The 19,063-nt window shown below is 50.4% G+C and carries 11 protein-coding genes, 2 tRNA genes and 4 rRNA genes; 7 read left to right on the forward strand and 10 right to left on the reverse strand.

Translation table 11 applies throughout. The features are described 5' to 3' along the window. The first annotated feature begins 140 nt into the window (after positions 1–140). Entirely contained in the window at positions 141–1,325 is a 1,185-nt protein-coding gene (locus tag AACH44_RS15830) for a NupC/NupG family nucleoside CNT transporter (protein ID WP_261848721.1), read from the forward strand. Positions 1,326–1,486: 161 nt separating this feature from the next. On the opposite strand, the gene AACH44_RS15835 is transcribed toward AACH44_RS15830, so the two are convergent. Next, positions 1,487–1,936, reverse strand: coding sequence for a DUF3574 domain-containing protein (locus AACH44_RS15835; protein WP_261848720.1), 450 nt, complete (start codon positions 1,934–1,936; stop codon positions 1,487–1,489). 69 nt (positions 1,937–2,005) lie between these two features. Then, on the reverse strand, positions 2,006–3,157 hold the full coding sequence (locus tag AACH44_RS15840; protein ID WP_261848719.1) for a tRNA/rRNA methyltransferase: 1,152 nt from the start codon (positions 3,155–3,157) through the stop codon (positions 2,006–2,008). Between the two features lie 249 nt (positions 3,158–3,406). Here AACH44_RS15840 and trxC point away from each other — a divergent pair, with 249 nt between their 5' ends. The 4 genes from trxC (at position 3,407) to pssA (ending at position 8,950) form a co-directional block, all read left to right on the forward strand. Further along, the gene (trxC, locus tag AACH44_RS15845) at positions 3,407–3,826 is read left to right on the forward strand and encodes a thioredoxin TrxC (RefSeq protein ID WP_261848718.1); all 420 of its coding nucleotides are present in this window, start codon (positions 3,407–3,409) and stop codon (positions 3,824–3,826) included. 172 nt (positions 3,827–3,998) lie between these two features. Next, complete coding sequence (locus AACH44_RS15850; RefSeq protein WP_261848717.1) at positions 3,999–4,715, forward strand: tRNA-uridine aminocarboxypropyltransferase; 717 nt, start codon at positions 3,999–4,001, stop codon at positions 4,713–4,715. Positions 4,716–4,747: 32 nt separating this feature from the next. Next, positions 4,748–7,396 carry a bifunctional acetate--CoA ligase family protein/GNAT family N-acetyltransferase gene (locus AACH44_RS15855; RefSeq protein ID WP_261848716.1) on the forward strand — a complete coding sequence of 883 codons (2,649 nt, stop codon included), beginning with the start codon at positions 4,748–4,750 and terminating at the stop codon, positions 7,394–7,396. 198 nt (positions 7,397–7,594) lie between these two features. Further along, on the forward strand, positions 7,595–8,950 hold the full coding sequence (gene pssA / locus AACH44_RS15860) for a CDP-diacylglycerol--serine O-phosphatidyltransferase (RefSeq protein ID WP_261848823.1): 1,356 nt from the start codon (positions 7,595–7,597) through the stop codon (positions 8,948–8,950). A 107-nt stretch (positions 8,951–9,057) separates the two neighbouring features. Here pssA and AACH44_RS15865 read toward each other — a convergent pair whose 3' ends face one another. The 8 genes from AACH44_RS15865 to gmhB all read right to left on the reverse strand — a co-directional run bounded on the left by AACH44_RS15865 (position 9,058) and on the right by gmhB (position 17,162). Then, positions 9,058–10,338: an MFS transporter gene (locus tag AACH44_RS15865; protein ID WP_261848715.1), complete on the reverse strand. Its 1,281-nt coding sequence runs from the start codon at positions 10,336–10,338 to the stop codon at positions 9,058–9,060. Between the two features lie 485 nt (positions 10,339–10,823). Beyond that, positions 10,824–10,939: ribosomal RNA gene (gene rrf / locus AACH44_RS15870) — 5S ribosomal RNA — on the reverse strand. Positions 10,940–10,976: 37 nt separating this feature from the next. Beyond that, positions 10,977–11,052: transfer RNA gene (locus AACH44_RS15875), tRNA-Thr, on the reverse strand. Between the two features lie 18 nt (positions 11,053–11,070). Further along, positions 11,071–11,186, reverse strand: a 5S ribosomal RNA gene (gene rrf, locus AACH44_RS15880). 133 nt (positions 11,187–11,319) lie between these two features. Beyond that, positions 11,320–14,227: ribosomal RNA gene (locus tag AACH44_RS15885) — 23S ribosomal RNA — on the reverse strand. 233 nt (positions 14,228–14,460) lie between these two features. After that, positions 14,461–14,536, reverse strand: a tRNA-Glu gene (locus AACH44_RS15890). A gap of 140 nt (positions 14,537–14,676) precedes the next feature. Further along, a 16S ribosomal RNA gene (locus AACH44_RS15895) occupies positions 14,677–16,218 on the reverse strand. The 16S, 23S and 5S rRNA genes sit together here with 2 tRNA genes alongside, the layout of an rRNA operon. A gap of 380 nt (positions 16,219–16,598) precedes the next feature. Continuing rightward, the gene (gene gmhB / locus AACH44_RS15900; protein WP_261846888.1) at positions 16,599–17,162 is read right to left on the reverse strand and encodes a D-glycero-beta-D-manno-heptose 1,7-bisphosphate 7-phosphatase; all 564 of its coding nucleotides are present in this window, start codon (positions 17,160–17,162) and stop codon (positions 16,599–16,601) included. Positions 17,163–17,341: 179 nt separating this feature from the next. Here gmhB and metN point away from each other — a divergent pair, with 179 nt between their 5' ends. Next, positions 17,342–18,373 (forward strand): methionine ABC transporter ATP-binding protein MetN, encoded by a 1,032-nt coding sequence (metN, locus tag AACH44_RS15905; protein ID WP_261846889.1) that lies wholly within the window; start codon positions 17,342–17,344, stop codon positions 18,371–18,373. Next, positions 18,366–19,019 carry a methionine ABC transporter permease MetI gene (locus tag AACH44_RS15910; protein WP_261846890.1) on the forward strand — a complete coding sequence of 218 codons (654 nt, stop codon included), beginning with the start codon at positions 18,366–18,368 and terminating at the stop codon, positions 19,017–19,019. Before metN ends, AACH44_RS15910 begins: the two co-directional genes overlap by 8 nt. The last annotated feature ends 44 nt before the right edge of the window (positions 19,020–19,063 follow it).

Raw genomic sequence — 19,063 nt, forward strand, 5'->3', positions numbered from 1 at the left:
CCCACCTTTCCTTGATTAATCGAATACCTCCCCAATTTTTATAGCGCAATAGCGAATAAGGATTTACAGATTCGGGATAAACATATTTTCACATTCCGATTACAATGCGCCTCTTTATTCGGGGATTGAGTGGTTCTTCTATGTCACAAGTTTTACATTTCATTTTGGCAACGACTGCTATTCTTTTACTGGCTTTACTTGTCAGTCACGACAGAAAACGCATCCGTCTGCGCTTTATTGTACAACTGCTGGTGATTGAAATTTTACTCGCCTATTTCCTTTTGCATTCCAGTATCGGGCTTAACGCGATTAGTTCCTTTGCCAGTTTGTTTGAAAAACTCTTGTCTTTCGCCAATCAGGGAACCGACTTTGTCTTTGGCGGCATGAACGCACAGGGGCTTGCCTTTATTTTCCTCAATGTGCTCTGCCCTATCGTCTTTATTTCCGCGCTGATTGGGATTTTGCAGCACTGGCGAATTTTACCATTGATCATCAAAGGCATCGGCACGCTGCTGTCCAAAGTGAACGGAATGGGGAAACTGGAGTCGTTTAATGCCGTAAGTACGCTGATGCTTGGGCAATCAGAAAACTTTATCGTCTATAAAGGCATTATCGCCGACATGTCGCCACGGCGGATGTACACGATGGCAGCGACAGCGATGTCGACGGTTTCCATGTCGATCATCAGCGCCTACATGACCATGTTGGATGCTAAATATGTCGTTGCGGCGCTGATTCTGAATATGTTCAGCACCTTTATCATTCTGTCGATCGTCAACCCTTACCAGCCTGATGACGAACCGGAACTGAAACTGGAAAAGCTGCATGAAGACCAGAGCTTCTTTGAAATGCTGGGGGAATATATTCTGGCTGGTTTTAAAGTCGCGATGATTATTATGGCAATGCTGATCGGTTTTGTGGCCTTGATTGCCGCCGTCAATGCGTTGTTCAGCACCATTTTCGGCATTAGCTTCCAGGCAATTATGGGCTATGTCTTTTCACCGTTGGCGTGGCTTATCGGCATTCCGTCTTCCGATATTCTGAACGCGGGCAGCATTATGGCAACCAAGCTGGTGGCCAATGAATTCGTTGCCATGATCGAACTGAAGAAGATCGCAGCAGAGATGTCTCCACGCGGTCTGGGAGTTCTGTCCGTGTTCCTGATTTCTTTCGCCAACTTCGCATCAATCGGCATTATCGCAGGCGCAATCAAAGGGCTGAATGAAGCACAGGGCAACGTGGTATCGCGCTTCGGCCTGAAGCTGGTTTACGGTTCTACGCTGGTGAGTCTGCTGTCTGCGGCAGTAGCGGGACTGGTGCTTTAATTTTTAATTACAAATCAAAAAATTAATAACCAGATAATGACGAAATCACATATTAGGGGAAACGCAGGGATGCCTTACCCCGTGGTAGCCCCGAGTATCTCGATCTCATCGCCATGATTTTCAACAACATCATCAGCCCCTGAAAAGGGGCTGATAAAGGATCAGAACGCGACGCAGACGGGCGCGTCAATCCGCATGACGGATTCCTGCGCGAACCGTGATTTATAGGTGGTGCGCAGCGCTTCAATATCACGCTCTTTATCAGAACCGTGAATCAACATCAACGCCTTGCTGTTCTCACGAGCAACCACGCCATCGTTCCCCAGCCATTGCCCTTTGGCATCAAAGACTGTCAGCCCTTCTTTAAAGCGTGGCGTAACCTCACCGTCCAAAAACGCTTTCCACTCGGCATCAGAAATCACCGGGCCCGCAGGACGATTCAAACCAAAATACAGCGTGGTTTGTACCTGTTTATCACCAATCTGGCACACATCAGCGGTTGGTACAGCGGCAACAGCAGTGGATGAGCGCGGCAGTGAACTGCAACCGCTTGCCAGCAATGCGCCCAACAGTAACGATACCGCGATAACTTTCTGCTTTTTCTGATTCATCGATCGTTCTCTCATCCGTGGTGACGTTTTCTCAGGGAGACAATCCCCCCTGAGAAGCGACGCATGATATCAGGCCTGGTTCTGTCGCCACCACTCGGACAGCAAAATGCCCGTAGCGACCGAAATGTTCAGACTTTCGACCTTACCGGTGCCGCCGATAGACACTTTCACGTCCCCCTGTTGCCAGGCGCTATCGGACAGACCATCACCTTCCTGACCCAGCACGATCACGGTTTTCGCCGGAAGCGTCGCTTGCGACAATGCCGTTCCTTTATGGCTGGATGTGGTCACGATGGTGTAGCCCGCATTACGGAACTCCGTCAGCACGGACAGGAAATCGTCAGCGTTGATCGCTTTAACGTGTTCAGCACCACCTTCTGCCGTACGCACGGCCGCACCGGACTCCAGCAGCGCCGCATCCTGCACCAATACGCCTTTCACGCCGAAATGCGCACAGCTGCGCATAATACCGCCGAGGTTGTGCGGGTTACCCACATCTTCCAGCGCCAATACACAATCATTCTCGCCAGCCGTTTTCAGGTACTCCCGCACATCCAGTCCCTGACGCTTTTTAATCAGGAAACAGACGCCACCGTGGTGCTCGGTGCCGGAAGCCTTAATCAGCTCTTCCTCTTCCACAACGTGGTAAGCCTTGCGGTTTGCCGCCATCCAGCGCAGTGCGTCGCGGAAACGCGGCGTCACCTCTTGCAGGAACCAGGCACGAACAATCACCTCAGAACGGTTTTTAAACAGCGCCTGACAGGCATTTTCACCGTAAACTCGCGTTTCTTCCTGACGCTGGCGACGCAGTTGCTCAGGATCGATCTGGCTCTTGCCAGTGATGCCACCATGGTCTGGCGTTTCGCTGTCGCTTGGCGCACGAGACACGGTTTTCCACGGCGATTCATAGCCCCCGGTCTCTTCACCACGTGGCCGACGAGGCTTATCACTGCTGCGTTCGTTACGATCTTTATTGCCCCAAGGCGATTTGGTATTGCTATCGCCGTCGCGGGACGGATTTTCACGGGCATAACGCGGGTTAACATCACGCGGATGCTTCGGTTTCTCACGTGGATCGCGAGAGCTACCACCATCACGCCGATCGCCACGGCGATCTTTATCAGCAGGACGCTTGTTTTTATTCTCTTTCTCGCCCTCATCATCACTGCGGACGTACATCACACGGACTTTGCCACTTTTACTATTGAATGAATCGCTCATTGTTTTCTCCACCTACGCGCTGGGCGCGAAGATTACCTTATGTACACCCGCTTAGCCACACGCTTGTGGTAAAAGAGCGCTAACAGTCAGAAGCTATTGTAGCTATTGGGCAAACCACGTTGTTGCCATAATGTCTCCCCACCATAATTTATTCACGCTTAAGCAACATGCCGTTGACGTCCCAATGCCGTATTACGCGCATTTTATCAGCGACATCTTTATTTTAGCCCTTTTATCTGAGGCCCTGTTATGAATACGGTATGTGGATCTTGCCAAACAACCAATCGCCTGCCTGAAGCGCGTATTGATGACCATGCAAAATGTGGTCGTTGCGGAGAAACCTTATTCAGCGGTGACGTCATCAATGCGACAGAAGCAACGCTCGATAAGCTGTTACAGGACGATCTTCCTATCGTGGTCGATTTCTGGGCACCCTGGTGTGGCCCCTGCGTCAACTTTGCCCCAGTGTTTGAAAACGTCGCACAGGAGCAAAGCGGGAAAATCCGCTTTATTAAGGTCAATACTGAAGCCGAACCATCGCTCAGTGCACGTTTCCGTATCCGCAGTATCCCAACCCTCATGATCTTCAAACAGGGCCAGATGGTCGATATTCTCAACGGTGCGCTGCCGAAAGCGCAGTTTGAGGAATGGTTGGGTGAATCACTGTAGAAAACGGTGAGGCATTATTGCCTCGCCTCTTTTGGTCAACCCGCCTGTCGATTAGAATGTCGTCTTTCTGAACCTGCTTCCCAAGAATTAAAATGAAGCGGGTTCGTTGCAACATCTCATGGCGCCATCTATTTCATGCTCAACCGCCCTTTCGTGAACAACGATCACTTTAGTGAACAACAATGCCGTACTCCGCCTGCGTCAGCAACGTCTTGAGCAGTCAACCAAACCGTTTCGCGCCCGTGGGTGCCGTGTAGTACGCTGCCAACAGTGTTTATTACCCGCAACCAACTGCCTGTGCCACACCATTCAGACACAGCAATCCCGCAGCCGCGTCTGTCTGGTGATGTTTGATACCGAGCCGTTAAAGCCAAGCAATACCGGACGCCTTATCGCCGATATTTTGCCCGATACGCAGGCATTTCGCTGGTCACGCACCGAGCCAGACCCCGAATTGCTGGCTACTCTGCAAAACCCAGATGTTCAGCCCTATCTGGTCTTCCTTGCTGATGCAGCGGAAGAAGGACGTCAGGTGTTTCAACAGCTTCCCGCAACGGAAAAACCCGCCCTGTTTGTTTTGCTTGATGGCACCTGGCCGGAAGCGCGTAAAATGTTCCGTAAAAGTCCTTATCTGGACAATCTGCCGATCCTGTCGCTGAATGTCGAAGCGCTGTCCCGCTATCAACTGCGTGAAGCCAGCAGCGCCGGGCAACACTGCACCGCCGAAATTGCCATCGCCCTGCTCGCACAGGCGGGGGATATCGTCGCGGCCGACGCGCTATCCCAGCATTTTGATCGTTTCCGGCGACACTATCTGGCGGGGAAATCACACCACAGCTTGCGAGAAAATTTACCCACCGTCACAGCACAACCGGCAGAAAGCGTTTAGTATCAAAGGGGATTGATGTGAAGGAGTGACGCATGAGCCAGCGCGGATTGGAAGCACTGTTACGCCCTAAGTCTATCGCCGTTCTCGGCGCGTCCGAAAAACCGGGACGAGCCGGTTTTCTGATGATGAAAAACCTGCTCGACGGCCATTTCAGCGGCCCCGTGTTGCCTGTTACACCGAAATATCGTGCCGTCTGCGGCGTGCTGGCCTATCCGACTGTTGCCAGCCTGCCCATGACGCCCGACCTTGCCGTGATTTGCACCAACGCCAGCCGTAATCTCACGCTGTTAGAAGATCTGGGACAGAAAGGCTGCAAAACGGTCATCATCCTCTCCGCCCCGCCGACCCAGTTCAGCGAATTAAAGGCCTGCGCCGTGCGCTACCACATGCGCTTACTTGGACCCAACAGCCTCGGGCTACTCGCCCCCTGGCAAGGTCTGAATGCCAGTTTCTCCCCTGTGCCGATTATGAAAGGCAAGCTGGCATTTATTTCTCAGTCAGCCGCCGTGTCCAACACGATACTGGACTGGGCGCAGCAGCGCGGTATTGGCTTTTCCTACTTTATCGCGCTGGGCGACAGTCTGGATATCGATGTCGATGACCTGCTAGATTTTCTGGCACGTGATGGCAAAACCAGTGCGATCTTGCTGCATCTGGAACATGTCAGCGATGCACGCCGCTTTCTTTCCGCTTCTCGTAGCGCCTCCCGAAATAAACCGATACTGGTGATAAAAAGCGGTCGTAGCCAGCAGGCACAGCAGTTGCTGAATGACCAACGCCACGGCCTGGATGCAGCCTATGACGCCGCCATTCAACGTGCTGGTTTACTGCGGGTACGGGATACGCATGAGCTTTTTTCCGCCGTAGAAACCTTAAGCCATCTGCGTCCGCTACGTGGTGAACGCTTGATGCTAGTAAGCAATGGCGCATCACCCGCCGCACAGGCGCTGGATCAACTCCTCAGTCGGCAAGGCAAGCTCGCACAGCTCAGTGATGCGACACGACAAGCGCTACAGGAAGCCTTGCCGCACTCCATCGCTATCGGTAACCCGCTCGATCTGCGTGATGACGCGACAGCCGCTCGCTATCTGGCAGCGGTATCGGTATTACTGGACAGCGACGAGATCGATGCCCTCTTGATCATCCACGCGCCCAGCGCTGCAGCTCCCAGCACCGAGTGCGCGGCACAGCTGATTACCCTCTTCCAACAGCATCCGCGTGGAAAAAGAATGACGCTGCTGACCAACTGGTGCGGTGAATTCTCCTCGCAGGAAGCGCGGCGCTTGTTTAACGATGCAGGCATTCCGACCTATCGCACGCCGGAAGGCGCGGTCACGGCATTTATGCATATCGTCGAATATCGACGTAATCAGAAACAGCTAAAGGAAACGCCAGCACTGCCGCTGAATTTAGGCATCAACGCCAATCAGGCACATGCGCTGATTCATCAGGCGCTGTCAGATGGCGTGACGCAGCTCGACACGCATGAAGTTCAGCCGATCCTGCAAGCCTATGGTTTGGATACGTTACCGACCTGGATTGCTGGCGACAGCGCCGAGGCCGTTCATATCGCCGAGCAAATTGGCTATCCGGTCGCGATTAAGCTGAGATCGCCAGATATCCCGCATAAATCGGAAGTGCAGGGCGTCATGCTCTACCTGCAAACTGCCAGAGAAGTCCAGCAGGCGGCAGACGCCATTCTTGACCGGGTGAAGCGAACCTACCCACAGGCGCGCATTTACGGTCTTCTGGTGCAGAGCATGGCAAATCGCGCCGGAGCACAGGAACTCAGGATTGCCGTTGAACAAGATCCCGTTTTTGGTCCATTGATTATGTTGGGGGAAGGCGGCGTTGAATGGCGAGAAAAGCAGGCTGCCGTTGCCCTGCCTCCGCTAAATATGACGCTGGCTCGTTATCTGGTACTCCAGGCAGTGAAAGGCGGCAAGATTCGGGAGTACAGCGCACTACGCCCGCTCGATATTCCCGCGCTCAGCCGCTTGCTGGTTCAGGTTTCCAACCTGATTCTCGACTGCCCTGAAATTTCCCGGCTAGATATTCATCCGCTGCTGGCGTCAGGAGATACCTTTACGCTACTGGATGTCACACTGCATCTGATGCCGTTCAGTGGCGATCCGCAGTCGAGGCTAGCAATCCGCCCCTATCCACATGAGCTAGAAGAAACGGTCATCCTTAAAAATAGTGATATTTGCCTGTTCCGACCCATCTTGCCGGAAGATGAACCGCTGCTCAGCGCGTTTATTGCCAGGGTGACGAAGGAAGATCTGTATTACCGTTATTTCAGCGAAATTAATGAATTTACTCACGAAGACTTAGCCAATATGACACAAATTGACTACGATCGTGAGATGGCATTCGTTGCTGTGCGCCAGATCGGAAAAGAGAGTGAGATTATTGGCGTAACGCGCGCCATTTCCGATCCAGATAATACGGATGCGGAATTTGCCGTGTTGGTACGCTCCGATCTAAAAGGACTTGGCCTTGGCAGGCGGTTGTTGGAAAAGCTGATTGATTACGCCAAAGCACATGGTCTCTCTTGCTTGACAGGCATTACCATGCCGCATAATCAAGGTATGATTCAGCTTTCCAAAAAGCTCGGTTTTCACATCGACGTACAATTAGAAGAAGGTATTGTGACGCTGGAATTGCCGCTGAAGGCATGAACGGAAGACGTGACATGGCTCTTGCAATGGGAATGGGATATCGGCCAACGGCAAAACAGACTCACAACAGCCGAAAAGTAATGGTATTATCGCCTATTCGGCTACTCCTTAACTTTTGATAATGACCAGAAGGTCATATACCCTAGCACAGCTCAAAGTATGATGGGTATAAACTGATGAGAGAAGAAACGCACTGTGATGCTGTCAAATTTTAAACGCAATAAATACCAACAGCACCTTGCACAACTGCCCAGAATTCCTCAGAACGCAGATGATATTCAGACATTGCATTCGCCTGAGCTTTTCTGCACAACACTGATTAACGCCATTTTGAGTGCGAAGAAACGCGTCTATATCGTGGCGTTGTATCTTGAGCATGATGATGGCGGCATGGGAATTCTATCCGCAATTTATGAAGCCAAACGGCAGTGCCCAGAACTGGATGTCCGCGTTCTGGTAGACTGGCACCGTGCTCAGCGCGGCAGGATCGGCGCAGCGGCAGAAAATACCAATGCCGATTGGTATTGCGATATGGCGAAAAAACATCCAGACACGCATTTCCCTATCTATGGCATTCCTGTCAACACACGTGAAGCGTTGGGCGTGCTGCACCTGAAAGGGTTCATTGTCGATGACACCGTCATCTACAGCGGCGCCAGCCTGAATGATGTTTACCTACATCAGCACCAGAAATACCGTTATGACCGCTATCAGCTCATTCATAACCCAGTATTAGCTGAGACGATGGTGCAATATATCCAGACCATGCTGTCGGCTCCGGCAGTGCAACGGTTAGATCATACTGATCGTCCAAAGAGTCTGGAGATCAAAAACGATATCAAACAATTCCGTCTGGCGTTACGTACCGCCAATTATATTGCCCCTGAACACAACGCAAATGCGAACGAATTAACCGTCACGCCATTGGTCGGGTTAGGAAAACAGAGCCCGCTGAATAAGACCATACATCACCTGATGTACTGCGCTAATGAACATTTGGTCATATGTACCCCGTATTTTAACCTGCCCGCGCTGCTGGTCAGAAATATCATTCGACTATTGCGGGACGGTAAAAAAGTAGAAATTATTATCGGCGATAAGACCGCTAACGATTTCTACATTCCAGAAGACCAGCCTTTCAAAATCATCGGCGCGTTGCCGTATCTCTACGAGATCAATCTCCGCCGTTTTCTGAGTCGTCTGGAGCGCTACATTGAGAACGAGCAACTTGTTGTGCGGCTATGGAAAGACGGTGATAACAGCTTCCATCTGAAAGGCATGTGGGTGGATGATAAGTGGCAGTTGCTGACGGGAAACAACCTTAACCCACGCGCGTGGCGCTTGGATCTGGAAAACGCCATACTGATCCACGATCCTCAGCAAGTGCTGTTACAGCAACGTCTGGATGAGCTGGACACGATAAGAACGCACACCCAGGTTGTAAAAAGCTATATGGAGCTGGAAAGCATCGCGCAATATCCAGTGAAAGTTCGCAAGCTCATACGACGCCTGCGACGTATTCGTATCGATCGGCTCATCAGTCGTATTCTCTAAAATCCGCGTGATATTTTAAAAACCCTCGGCTTCCGAGGGTTTTTATTATCATGTTGGAACCTAGCCAGTGCAACCATCGGCCAAGCGTTACCACAGTGATCTGAAAGTTAAAGCTTCATACCCTTGCCTCTGCGATGCAGCGTCAATGATACAATAAACGCAACCGCCCCCATCACTGATACGTACCAGAAGAAAGCCGTTTCCATACCAAACGATTTCAGCGAAAGTGCGACATATTCAGCTGAACCACCAAACAGCGCATTAGCCACCGCATAAGATAAGCCGACACCTAACGCACGCACTTCTGGCGGAAACATTTCTGCTTTTAAAATGCCGCTGATCGACGTGTAGAAGCTGACAATAATCAATGAAAGCAGCACCAGTGAAAAAGCGAGGACAGGGCTAGTTACATTTTGTAAAACCGTCAAAATGGGGACTGTCAGTAATGCCGCGAGTCCACCGAAGCAAAGCATTGAACTACGGCGACCAATTTTATCCGACATCGCACCAAAGAAAGGTTGCAGCAACATAAAGATAAACAGTGCAAGCGTCATTAGCCCGCTAGCTGTTTTGGCATGCATCCCTGCCGTATTCACCAGATATTTTTGCATGTAAGTAGTGAACGTATAAAAGGCTAAAGACCCCCCAGCCGTAAAACCTAGTACGGTAATAAAAGCGCGGCGATGTTTCCACAATCCCACAAGCGAGCCAGCATCTTTATGTCCACGAGTCGTTTTATCAGATGTTTCATTCAAAGAGCGGCGTAAATAAAGCGCAACAATCGCCAAAATAGCACCGAGAGCAAAAGGAATACGCCATCCCCATGCTCGTAAATCTTCATCACTCAGAATCTGTTGTAATATGACAACAACTAACAGCGCCAATAATTGACCGCCAATCAGCGTGACATATTGAAAAGAAGCATAGAATCCCTTTCTTCCCTCAACGGCCACTTCACTCATATACGTTGCGCTAGTGCCGTATTCCCCACCGACAGAAAGCCCCTGAAATAAACGGGCTAATAACAGCAAAAAGGGAGCCCAGGTGCCAATGGCTTCATATCCCGGTAGGCAGGCAATAACCAGAGATCCAATACACATCATGCAAACCGAAATTAGCATTGAATTTTTACGACCATGCTTGTCAGCAATATAACCGAAAAGCCAACCGCCTATCGGTCTCATTAAAAAGCCTGCTGCAAAAACCCCTGCGGTTTGTAGTAGTTGAGTCGTGGTATTTCCCGAAGGGAAAAAGATGTGGGCAAAATAGATTGAGCAAAAGGAATAAACATAAAAATCAAACCACTCAACTAAATTACCCGATGAAGCGCCAACTATAGCTCGGATACGCTGGCGCGTATCTTTCGCATTTTCTGTTAGTTCAGTCATCTTATTTTATTCTCCTAGTTTTCCGAGCATAAAACGATGCCCACTATAGTAAAACAGTACTTAAACCCTGAGGCAAAAAGTTCCTGATTGTAATAATTTATTAATGCAGTAACGTAACTCAGCGGCTTTATGGAGTTTAGCCGGAATATAGATAAATGAATCTTTAATAAACAATATGTTAATTATTAATTGGGCAACGAAGAAGATGAATAGAGGTTTTATACTCTAAATAATTCGAGTTTCAGGCAGACGGCAGAGAAAGAGTCCCGATGAGCTTACTCAAGTAAGTGATTCGAGTGAGTGACAAATCTGCCTTTGGCAGATTTGAACGCTGCTTGCAGAGACTCCTGCAGGGCGAGTAACGCAGCCAATGCACATGAAACTTGAAGTATGACGAATATATTTAGGTAAAAAGAAGAATCTAATATACTGAAACAGAAACAAAAAATGCCATCCTTGATAGGATGGCATTTTTCTTAATTGAAACCTGGCAGTTCCCTACTCTCACATGGGGAGACCCCACACTACCATCGGCGCTACGGCGTTTCACTGCTGAGTTCGGCATGGGGTCAGGTGGGACCACCGCGCTATCGCCGCCAGGTAAATTCTTTTTTAAGCCGAACATTAACCAAAATCACTGGTGCTGATACCCAGAGTCGAACTGGGGACCTCACCCTTACCAAGGGTGCGCTCTACCAACTGAGCCATATCAGCGCACCTGTATAATTTGATGCCTGGCAGTTCCCTACTCTCACATGGGGAGACCCCACACTACCATCGGCGCTACGGCGTTTCACTGCTGAGTTCGGCATGGGGTCAGGTGGGACCACCGCGCTATCGCCGCCAGGCAAATTCTGTTTCATTCCAACCGTTATGCTTCGCTCTCGCTCTCGCACAACCATCAGAACCAATACTAAAACAAGCTAAATATCAAAACATGTCTCTATGAGTCATCATCACTCAAAACACCTTCGGTGTTGTAAGGTTAAGCCTCTCGGGTCATTAGTACTGGTTAGCTCAACGTATCGCTACGCTTACACACCCAGCCTATCTACGTCGTCGTCTTCAACGGCCCTTCAGGGGCATCGAGTGCCCAGGGAAGACTCATCTCGAGGCAAGTTTCCCGCTTAGATGCTTTCAGCGGTTATCTCTTCCGCACTTAGCTACCGGGCAATGCAATTGGCATCACAACCCGTACACCAGTGGTGCGTTCACTCCGGTCCTCTCGTACTAGGAGCAACCCCTCTCAATCTTCCAACGCCCACGGCAGATAGGGACCGAACTGTCTCACGACGTTCTAAACCCAGCTCGCGTACCACTTTAAATGGCGAACAGCCATACCCTTGGGACCTACTTCAGCCCCAGGATGTGATGAGCCGACATCGAGGTGCCAAACACCGCCGTCGATATGAACTCTTGGGCGGTATCAGCCTGTTATCCCCGGAGTACCTTTTATCCGTTGAGCGATGGCCCTTCCATTCAGAACCACCGGATCACTAAGACCTGCTTTCGCACCTGCTCGAGCTGTCACTCTCGCAGTCAAGCTAGCTTATGCCTTTGCACTAACCTCCTGATGTCCGACCAGGATTAGCTAACCTTCGTGCTCCTCCGTTACGCTTTGGGAGGAGACCGCCCCAGTCAAACTACCCACCAGACACTGTCCGCAACCCCGATTAGGGGCCCACGTTAGAACATCAAACATTAAAGGGTGGTATTTCAAGGTCGGCTCCATGCAGACTGGCGTCCACACTTCAAAGCCTCCCACCTATCCTACACATCAAGGCTCAAGGTTCAGTGTCAAGCTATAGTAAAGGTTCACGGGGTCTTTCCGTCTTGCCGCGGGTACACTGCATCTTCACAGCGAGTTCAATTTCACTGAGTCTCGGGTGGAGACAGCCTGGCCATCATTACGCCATTCGTGCAGGTCGGAACTTACCCGACAAGGAATTTCGCTACCTTAGGACCGTTATAGTTACGGCCGCCGTTTACCGGGGCTTCGATCAAGAGCTTCGCCTTGCGGCTGACCCCATCAATTAACCTTCCGGCACCGGGCAGGCGTCACACCGTATACGTCCACTTTCGTGTTTGCACAGTGCTGTGTTTTTATTAAACAGTTGCAGCCAGCTGGTATCTGCGACTGGCTTCAGCTCCGTCCGCAAGGGACTTCACCTACGCGCCAGCGTGCCTTCTCCCGAAGTTACGGCACCATTTTGCCTAGTTCCTTCACCCGAGTTCTCTCAAGCGCCTGAGTATTCTCTACCTGACCACCTGTGTCGGTTTGGGGTACGATTTGATGTTACCTGGAGCTTAGAGGCTTTTCCTGGAAGCGTAGCATTGGTTACTTCATCACCGTAGTGACTCGTCATCACGCCTCAGTGTTAACGATGACCCGGATTTACCTAAGTCACCCACCTTCACGCTTAAACCGGGACAACCGTCGCCTGGATAACCTAGCTTTCTCCGTCCCCCCTTCGCAGTAACACCCAGTACAGGAATATTAACCTGTTTCCCATCGACTACGCTTTTCAGCCTCGCCTTAGGGGTCGACTCACCCTGCCCCGATTAACGTTGGACAGGAACCCTTGGTCTTCCGGCGTGCGGGTTTTTCACCCGCATTATCGTTACTTATGTCAGCATTCGCACTTCTGATACCTCCAGCAGCCCTCACAGGCCACCTTCGACGGCTTACAGAACGCTCCCCTACCCAACAACGCCTAAGCGTCGCTGCCGCAGCTTCGGTGCATGGTTTAGCCCCGTTACATCTTCCGCGCAGGCCGACTCGACCAGTGAGCTATTACGCTTTCTTTAAATGATGGCTGCTTCTAAGCCAACATCCTGGCTGTCTGTGCCTTCCCACATCGTTTCCCACTTAACCATGACTTTGGGACCTTAGCTGGCGGTCTGGGTTGTTTCCCTCTTCACGACGAACGTTAGCACCCGCCGTGTGTCTCCCGTGATAACATTCTTCGGTATTCGTAGTTTGCATCGGGTTGGTAAGTCGGGATGACCCCCTAGCCGAAACAGTGCTCTACCCCCGAAGATGAGTTCACGAGGCGCTACCTAAATAGCTTTCGGGGAGAACCAGCTATCTCCCGGTTTGATTGGCCTTTCACCCCCAGCCACAAGTCATCCGCTAATTTTTCAACATTAGTCGGTTCGGTCCTCCAGTTAGTGTTACCCAACCTTCAACCTGCCCATGGCTAGATCACCGGGTTTCGGGTCTATACCCTGCAACTTAACGCCCAGTTAAGACTCGGTTTCCCTGCGGCTCCCCTATTCGGTTAACCTTGCTACAGAATATAAGTCGCTGACCCATTATACAAAAGGTACGCAGTCACCTAACGAGTAGGCTCCCACTGCTTGTACGTACACGGTTTCAGGTTCTATTTCACTCCCCTCGCCGGGGTTCTTTTCGCCTTTCCCTCACGGTACTGGTTCACTATCGGTCAGTCAGGAGTATTTAGCCTTGGAGGATGGTCCCCCCATATTCAGACAGGATGTCACGTGTCCCGCCCTACTCATCGAACTCACAACTTGTGCATTTTTGTGTACGGGACTATCACCCTTTACTGTGCGACTTTCCAGACGCTTCCACTAACACACAAACTGATTCTGGTTCTGGGCTCCTCCCCGTTCGCTCGCCGCTACTGGGGGAATCTCGGTTGATTTCTTTTCCTCGGGGTACTGAGATGTTTCAGTTCCCCCGGTTCGCCTCATTAACCTATGTATTCAGTTAATGATAGTGTGTCGAAACACACTGGGTTTCCCCATTCGGGTATCGTCGGGTATTACGCTTCATATCAGCTTACCGACGCTTATCGCAGATTAGCACGCCCTTCATCGCCTCTGACTGCCTAGGCATCCACCGTGTACGCTTAGTCGCTTAACCTCACAACCCGAAGGTGTCTTTGAGTAATCAAAGTCACATATCGCGCTGCGATTATTTGAGAGACTCATTGACAGACTGATTCATCATTGACACCCGCAGGTATCAATGTTCATTCAGCTGTCATGTTTCAATTTTCAGCTTGTTCCAGATTGTTAAAGAGCAATATCGTAAACATGACTCCGAAGAATCATCTTTAAGATATTCATGATAATGTCTTTCACTCATTATCGGATTGGCGTCCCCAAGGGGATTCGAACCCCTGTTACAGCCGTGAAAGGGCAGTGTCCTAGGCCTCTAGACGATGGGGACACGAAAAATCCGTACCGGATCATAAACCCGGCACTCTCGCGTCAGCATGAGTTTGCACTCATCGCATCAACAGGTGCGCTTGCTCAGTATTTTCATCAGACAATCTGTGTGAGCACTTCACTCAACGCACATCTTCTTGGTAAGGAGGTGATCCAACCGCAGGTTCCCCTACGGTTACCTTGTTACGACTTCACCCCAGTCATGAATCACAAAGTGGTAAGCGCCCTCCCGAAGGTTAAGCTACCTACTTCTTTTGCAACCCACTCCCATGGTGTGACGGGCGGTGTGTACAAGGCCCGGGAACGTATTCACCGTAGCATTCTGATCTACGATTACTAGCGATTCCGACTTCATGGAGTCGAGTTGCAGACTCCAATCCGGACTACGACGTACTTTATGAGGTCCGCTTGCTCTCGCGAGGTCGCTTCTCTTTGTATACGCCATTGTAGCACGTGTGTAGCCCTACTCGTAAGGGCCATGATGACTTGACGTCATCCCCACCTTCCTCCGGTTTATCACCGGCAGTCTCCTTTGAGTTCCCGACCGAATCGCTGGCAACAAAGGATAAGGGTTGCGCTCGTTGCGGGACTTAACCCAACATTTCACAACACGAGCTGACGACAGCCATGCAGCACCTGTCTCACAGTTCCCTAAGGCACCAAAGCATCTCTGCTAAGTTCTGTGGATGTCAAGAGTAGGTAAGGTTCTTCGCGTTGCATCGAATTAAACCACATGCTCCACCGCTTGTGCGGGCCCCCGTCAATTCATTTGAGTTTTAACCTTGCGGCCGTACTCCCCAGGCGGTCGATTTAACGCGTTAGCTCCGGAAGCCACGCCTCAAGGGCACAACCTCCAAATCGACATCGTTTACAGCGTGGACTACCAGGGTATCTAATCCTGTTTGCTCCCCACGCTTTCGCACCTGAGCGTCAGTCTTTGTCCAGGGGGCCGCCTTCGCCACCGGTATTCCTCCAGATCTCTACGCATTTCACCGCTACACCTGGAATTCTACCCCCCTCTACAAGACTCTAGCCTGTCAGTTTTGAATGCAGTTCCCAGGTTAAGCCCGGGGATTTCACATCCAACTTAACAGACCGCCTGCGTGCGCTTTACGCCCAGTCATTCCGATTAACGCTTGCACCCTCCGTATTACCGCGGCTGCTGGCACGGAGTTAGCCGGTGCTTCTTCTGCGAGTAACGTCAATCGATAAGGTTATTAACCTTACCGCCTTCCTCCTCGCTGAAAGTGCTTTACAACCCGAAGGCCTTCTTCACACACGCGGCATGGCTGCATCAGGCTTGCGCCCATTGTGCAATATTCCCCACTGCTGCCTCCCGTAGGAGTCTGGACCGTGTCTCAGTTCCAGTGTGGCTGGTCATCCTCTCAGACCAGCTAGGGATCGTCGCCTAGGTGAGCCATTACCTCACCTACCAGCTAATCCCATCTGGGCACATCCGATGGCAAGAGGCCCTAAGGTCCCCCTCTTTGGTCCGAAGACGTTATGCGGTATTAGCTACCGTTTCCAGTAGTTATCCCCCTCCATCAGGCAGTTTCCCAGACATTACTCACCCGTCCGCCGCTCGTCACCCAGAGAGCAAGCTCTCCTGTGCTACCGCTCGACTTGCATGTGTTAGGCCTGCCGCCAGCGTTCAATCTGAGCCATGATCAAACTCTTCAATTTAAGATTTGTTTGATTTGCTGAACTCGTCAGCGATGCTCAAAGAATTAAAACTGTTTATTCGTAATGAATTTACTGTTGTTCACTCTTCAAGACTTTTTATATCGTTAAGATACGGTCTTGTGAGTGCCCACACAGATTGTCTGATTATATTGTTAAAGAGCAGTGCGTTGCAGCCTTAACCGCTTCGCGAGGTGGCGTATGCTACGCTTTCCACCTTCAGAGTCAACGTTTATTTTAAAGCGTTTCCTCTTTCTTTATCGACCCGGTTGTGTGTTCACAGCGCCGTGTCGATGGAGGCGCATTATAGGGAGCCGATTCAGAAGCGCAAGCAAATCTCGTAAACTTTTTTCCGTTTGCGCATCTTTCATTCGTTCCGCTGGTTAACTGCGCGTTTTTATCCATTTTGGCAGCTCTGCGAGGCTTTCCAGCACACCATCAGCCAGTGCTTCGCCCTGCTCGGTAACCGGTTTACCGGTGCGAACCAGTAATTTATTTCCCACACCTGCGCCAATTGCAGCCTGCATATCCTCTAACTTGTCTCCCACCATATAAGACGCCGCCATATTAATGTGCAGTTCGCTCTGTGCGGAAAGCAACATACCAGGTTCAGGCTTGCGACAATCACAGACCTGCCGATATTCACCTTCGCCAGCTTCAGGATGATGCGGGCAAAAGTAGATGCCATCCAGATCAACACCGCGGTCTGCCAGCGACCAATCCATCCATTCTGTCAGTTGCATAAACTGATCTTCTGTAAATTTGCCACGCGCGATACCGGACTGATTCGTCACAACAACCAGCGCGAACCCCATGCTCTTCAATTCGCGCATGGCATCGATGACACCATCTATAAATTGAAAATGGTCAATCTCATGGACATAACCGTGATCGACATTGATCGTGCCATCACGATCAAGAAAAATTGCTGGAACGTTTTGTGCCACTGACTTTGCTCCTGAATGGCGTAAATTGCGCGGTAGTATCGCATGTTTTCACTTATAGGGAGAATCTAGAGCCATGACAATCCCGATTGACTTAGCCATCTAGACACCCTAACATCCATTTCATATTCTGTTAATACAGAAACGAATTTATCCAGCCATAGGCCCTTACGATAAAATATATGATTGAGCTTTCTAATATTACTAAGATTTTCCAGCAGAATGGACGGGCTATTACCGCACTTTCTGATGTCAGCTTTCACGTTCCCACCGGGCAAATCTATGGCGTTATCGGTGCATCGGGAGCAGGTAAAAGTACACTGATTCGCTGCGTCAATTTATTGGAACGTCCGACAGAAGGGAAAGTGCTGGTAGATGGGCAAGAGCTGACTCAACTGTCAGATAGCCAATTGACGCGCGCACGCCGTCAAATCGGCATGATTTTTCAACATTTCAACCTGCTCGCTTCGCGCACCGTTTTTGGCAACATTGCGCTACCGTTGGAATTGGATAACACGCCAAAAGCCGACATCACCAAACGAGTCAATGAATTGTTAGAGTTGGTTGGTCTAGCAGATAAACACGACGTGTACCCCGCGAACTTGTCCGGCGGACAAAAACAGCGTGTCGCCATTGCCCGTGCGCTGGCGAGCAATCCGAAAGTCCTGCTGTGTGATGAAGCAACCAGCGCATTGGATCCTGCAACGACTCGCTCGATTCTTGAATTACTGAAGGACATCAATCGCCGCCTTGGCCTAACCATTCTTCTTATTACACATGAAATGGATGTGGTGAAACGCATTTGCGATCAGGTTGCGGTTATCAGTGACGGGCGGCTCATCGAGCAGGACACCGTAAGTGAAGTCTTCTCGCATCCGAAAACGCCGCTGGCGCAGAAGTTCATTCAGTCAACGTTACATCTGGATATCCCTGACGATTACCTCACTCGTTTGTCACCAGACCATCATCCAGAGGCTACACCGTTATTACGGATGGAGTTTACGGGTAAGTCGGTGGATGCCCCACTACTGTCCGAGGTCGCTCGGCGCTTTACTATTAATAACAACATTATTAGTGCTCAGATGGATTATGCCAGTGGCGTCAAGTTCGGCATCATGCTGACAGAAATGCACGGCAACGATGCGGATATCAAAGCCGCAATCCAATTCCTGCAGGAAAGTCACGTTACCGTTGAGGTTTTGGGTTATGTCTGAAGCAATGATGTGGTTAATGGCTAAGGGAGTATGGGAAACCGTCGCGATGACGTTCGTTTCTGGTTTCTTTGGTTTTGTGCTTGGCTTACCCGTGGGCGTTTTATTGTATACCACGCGTCCGGGGCAAATCATTGCCAATCCAAAACTCTATCGGACCGTTTCTGCACTGGTAAACATTTTCCGCTCAATTCCGTTCATTATTTTACTGGTCTGGATGATTCCTTTTACCCGCATCGTTGTCGGAACGTCTATTGGGCTACAAGCGGCAATCGTTCCTCTCACCGTAGGTGCAGCACCGTTTATTGCCCGTATGGTGGAAAATGCACTGCTTGAAATTCCAAATGGTCTGATCGAAGCTGCCCGTGCAATGGGTGCGACGCCGATGCAAATCATCAGAAAGATATTGCTGCCGGAAGCGTTACCGGGACTAATTAATGCCGCAACCATCACACTCATTACGCTCGTAGGCTATTCTGCTATGGGTGGCGCCGTCGGCGCAGGTGGCTTAGGTCAAATTGGTTATCAGTATGGTTATATTGGTTATAACGCGACGGTAATGAATACAGTATTAATATTACTGGTTGTTTTGGTTTACCTGATTCAATTTTTCGGCGACAGGGCAGTAAAAGCTGTCACACACAAGTGATCACCACAATACGCATTTGCCTAAAAGCATCTGCCAAGAAAATA

The sequence above is a fragment of the Pectobacterium araliae genome (assembly GCF_037076465.1).
In the GTDB taxonomy this organism is placed as follows: Bacteria; Pseudomonadota; Gammaproteobacteria; order Enterobacterales; family Enterobacteriaceae; genus Pectobacterium; species Pectobacterium araliae.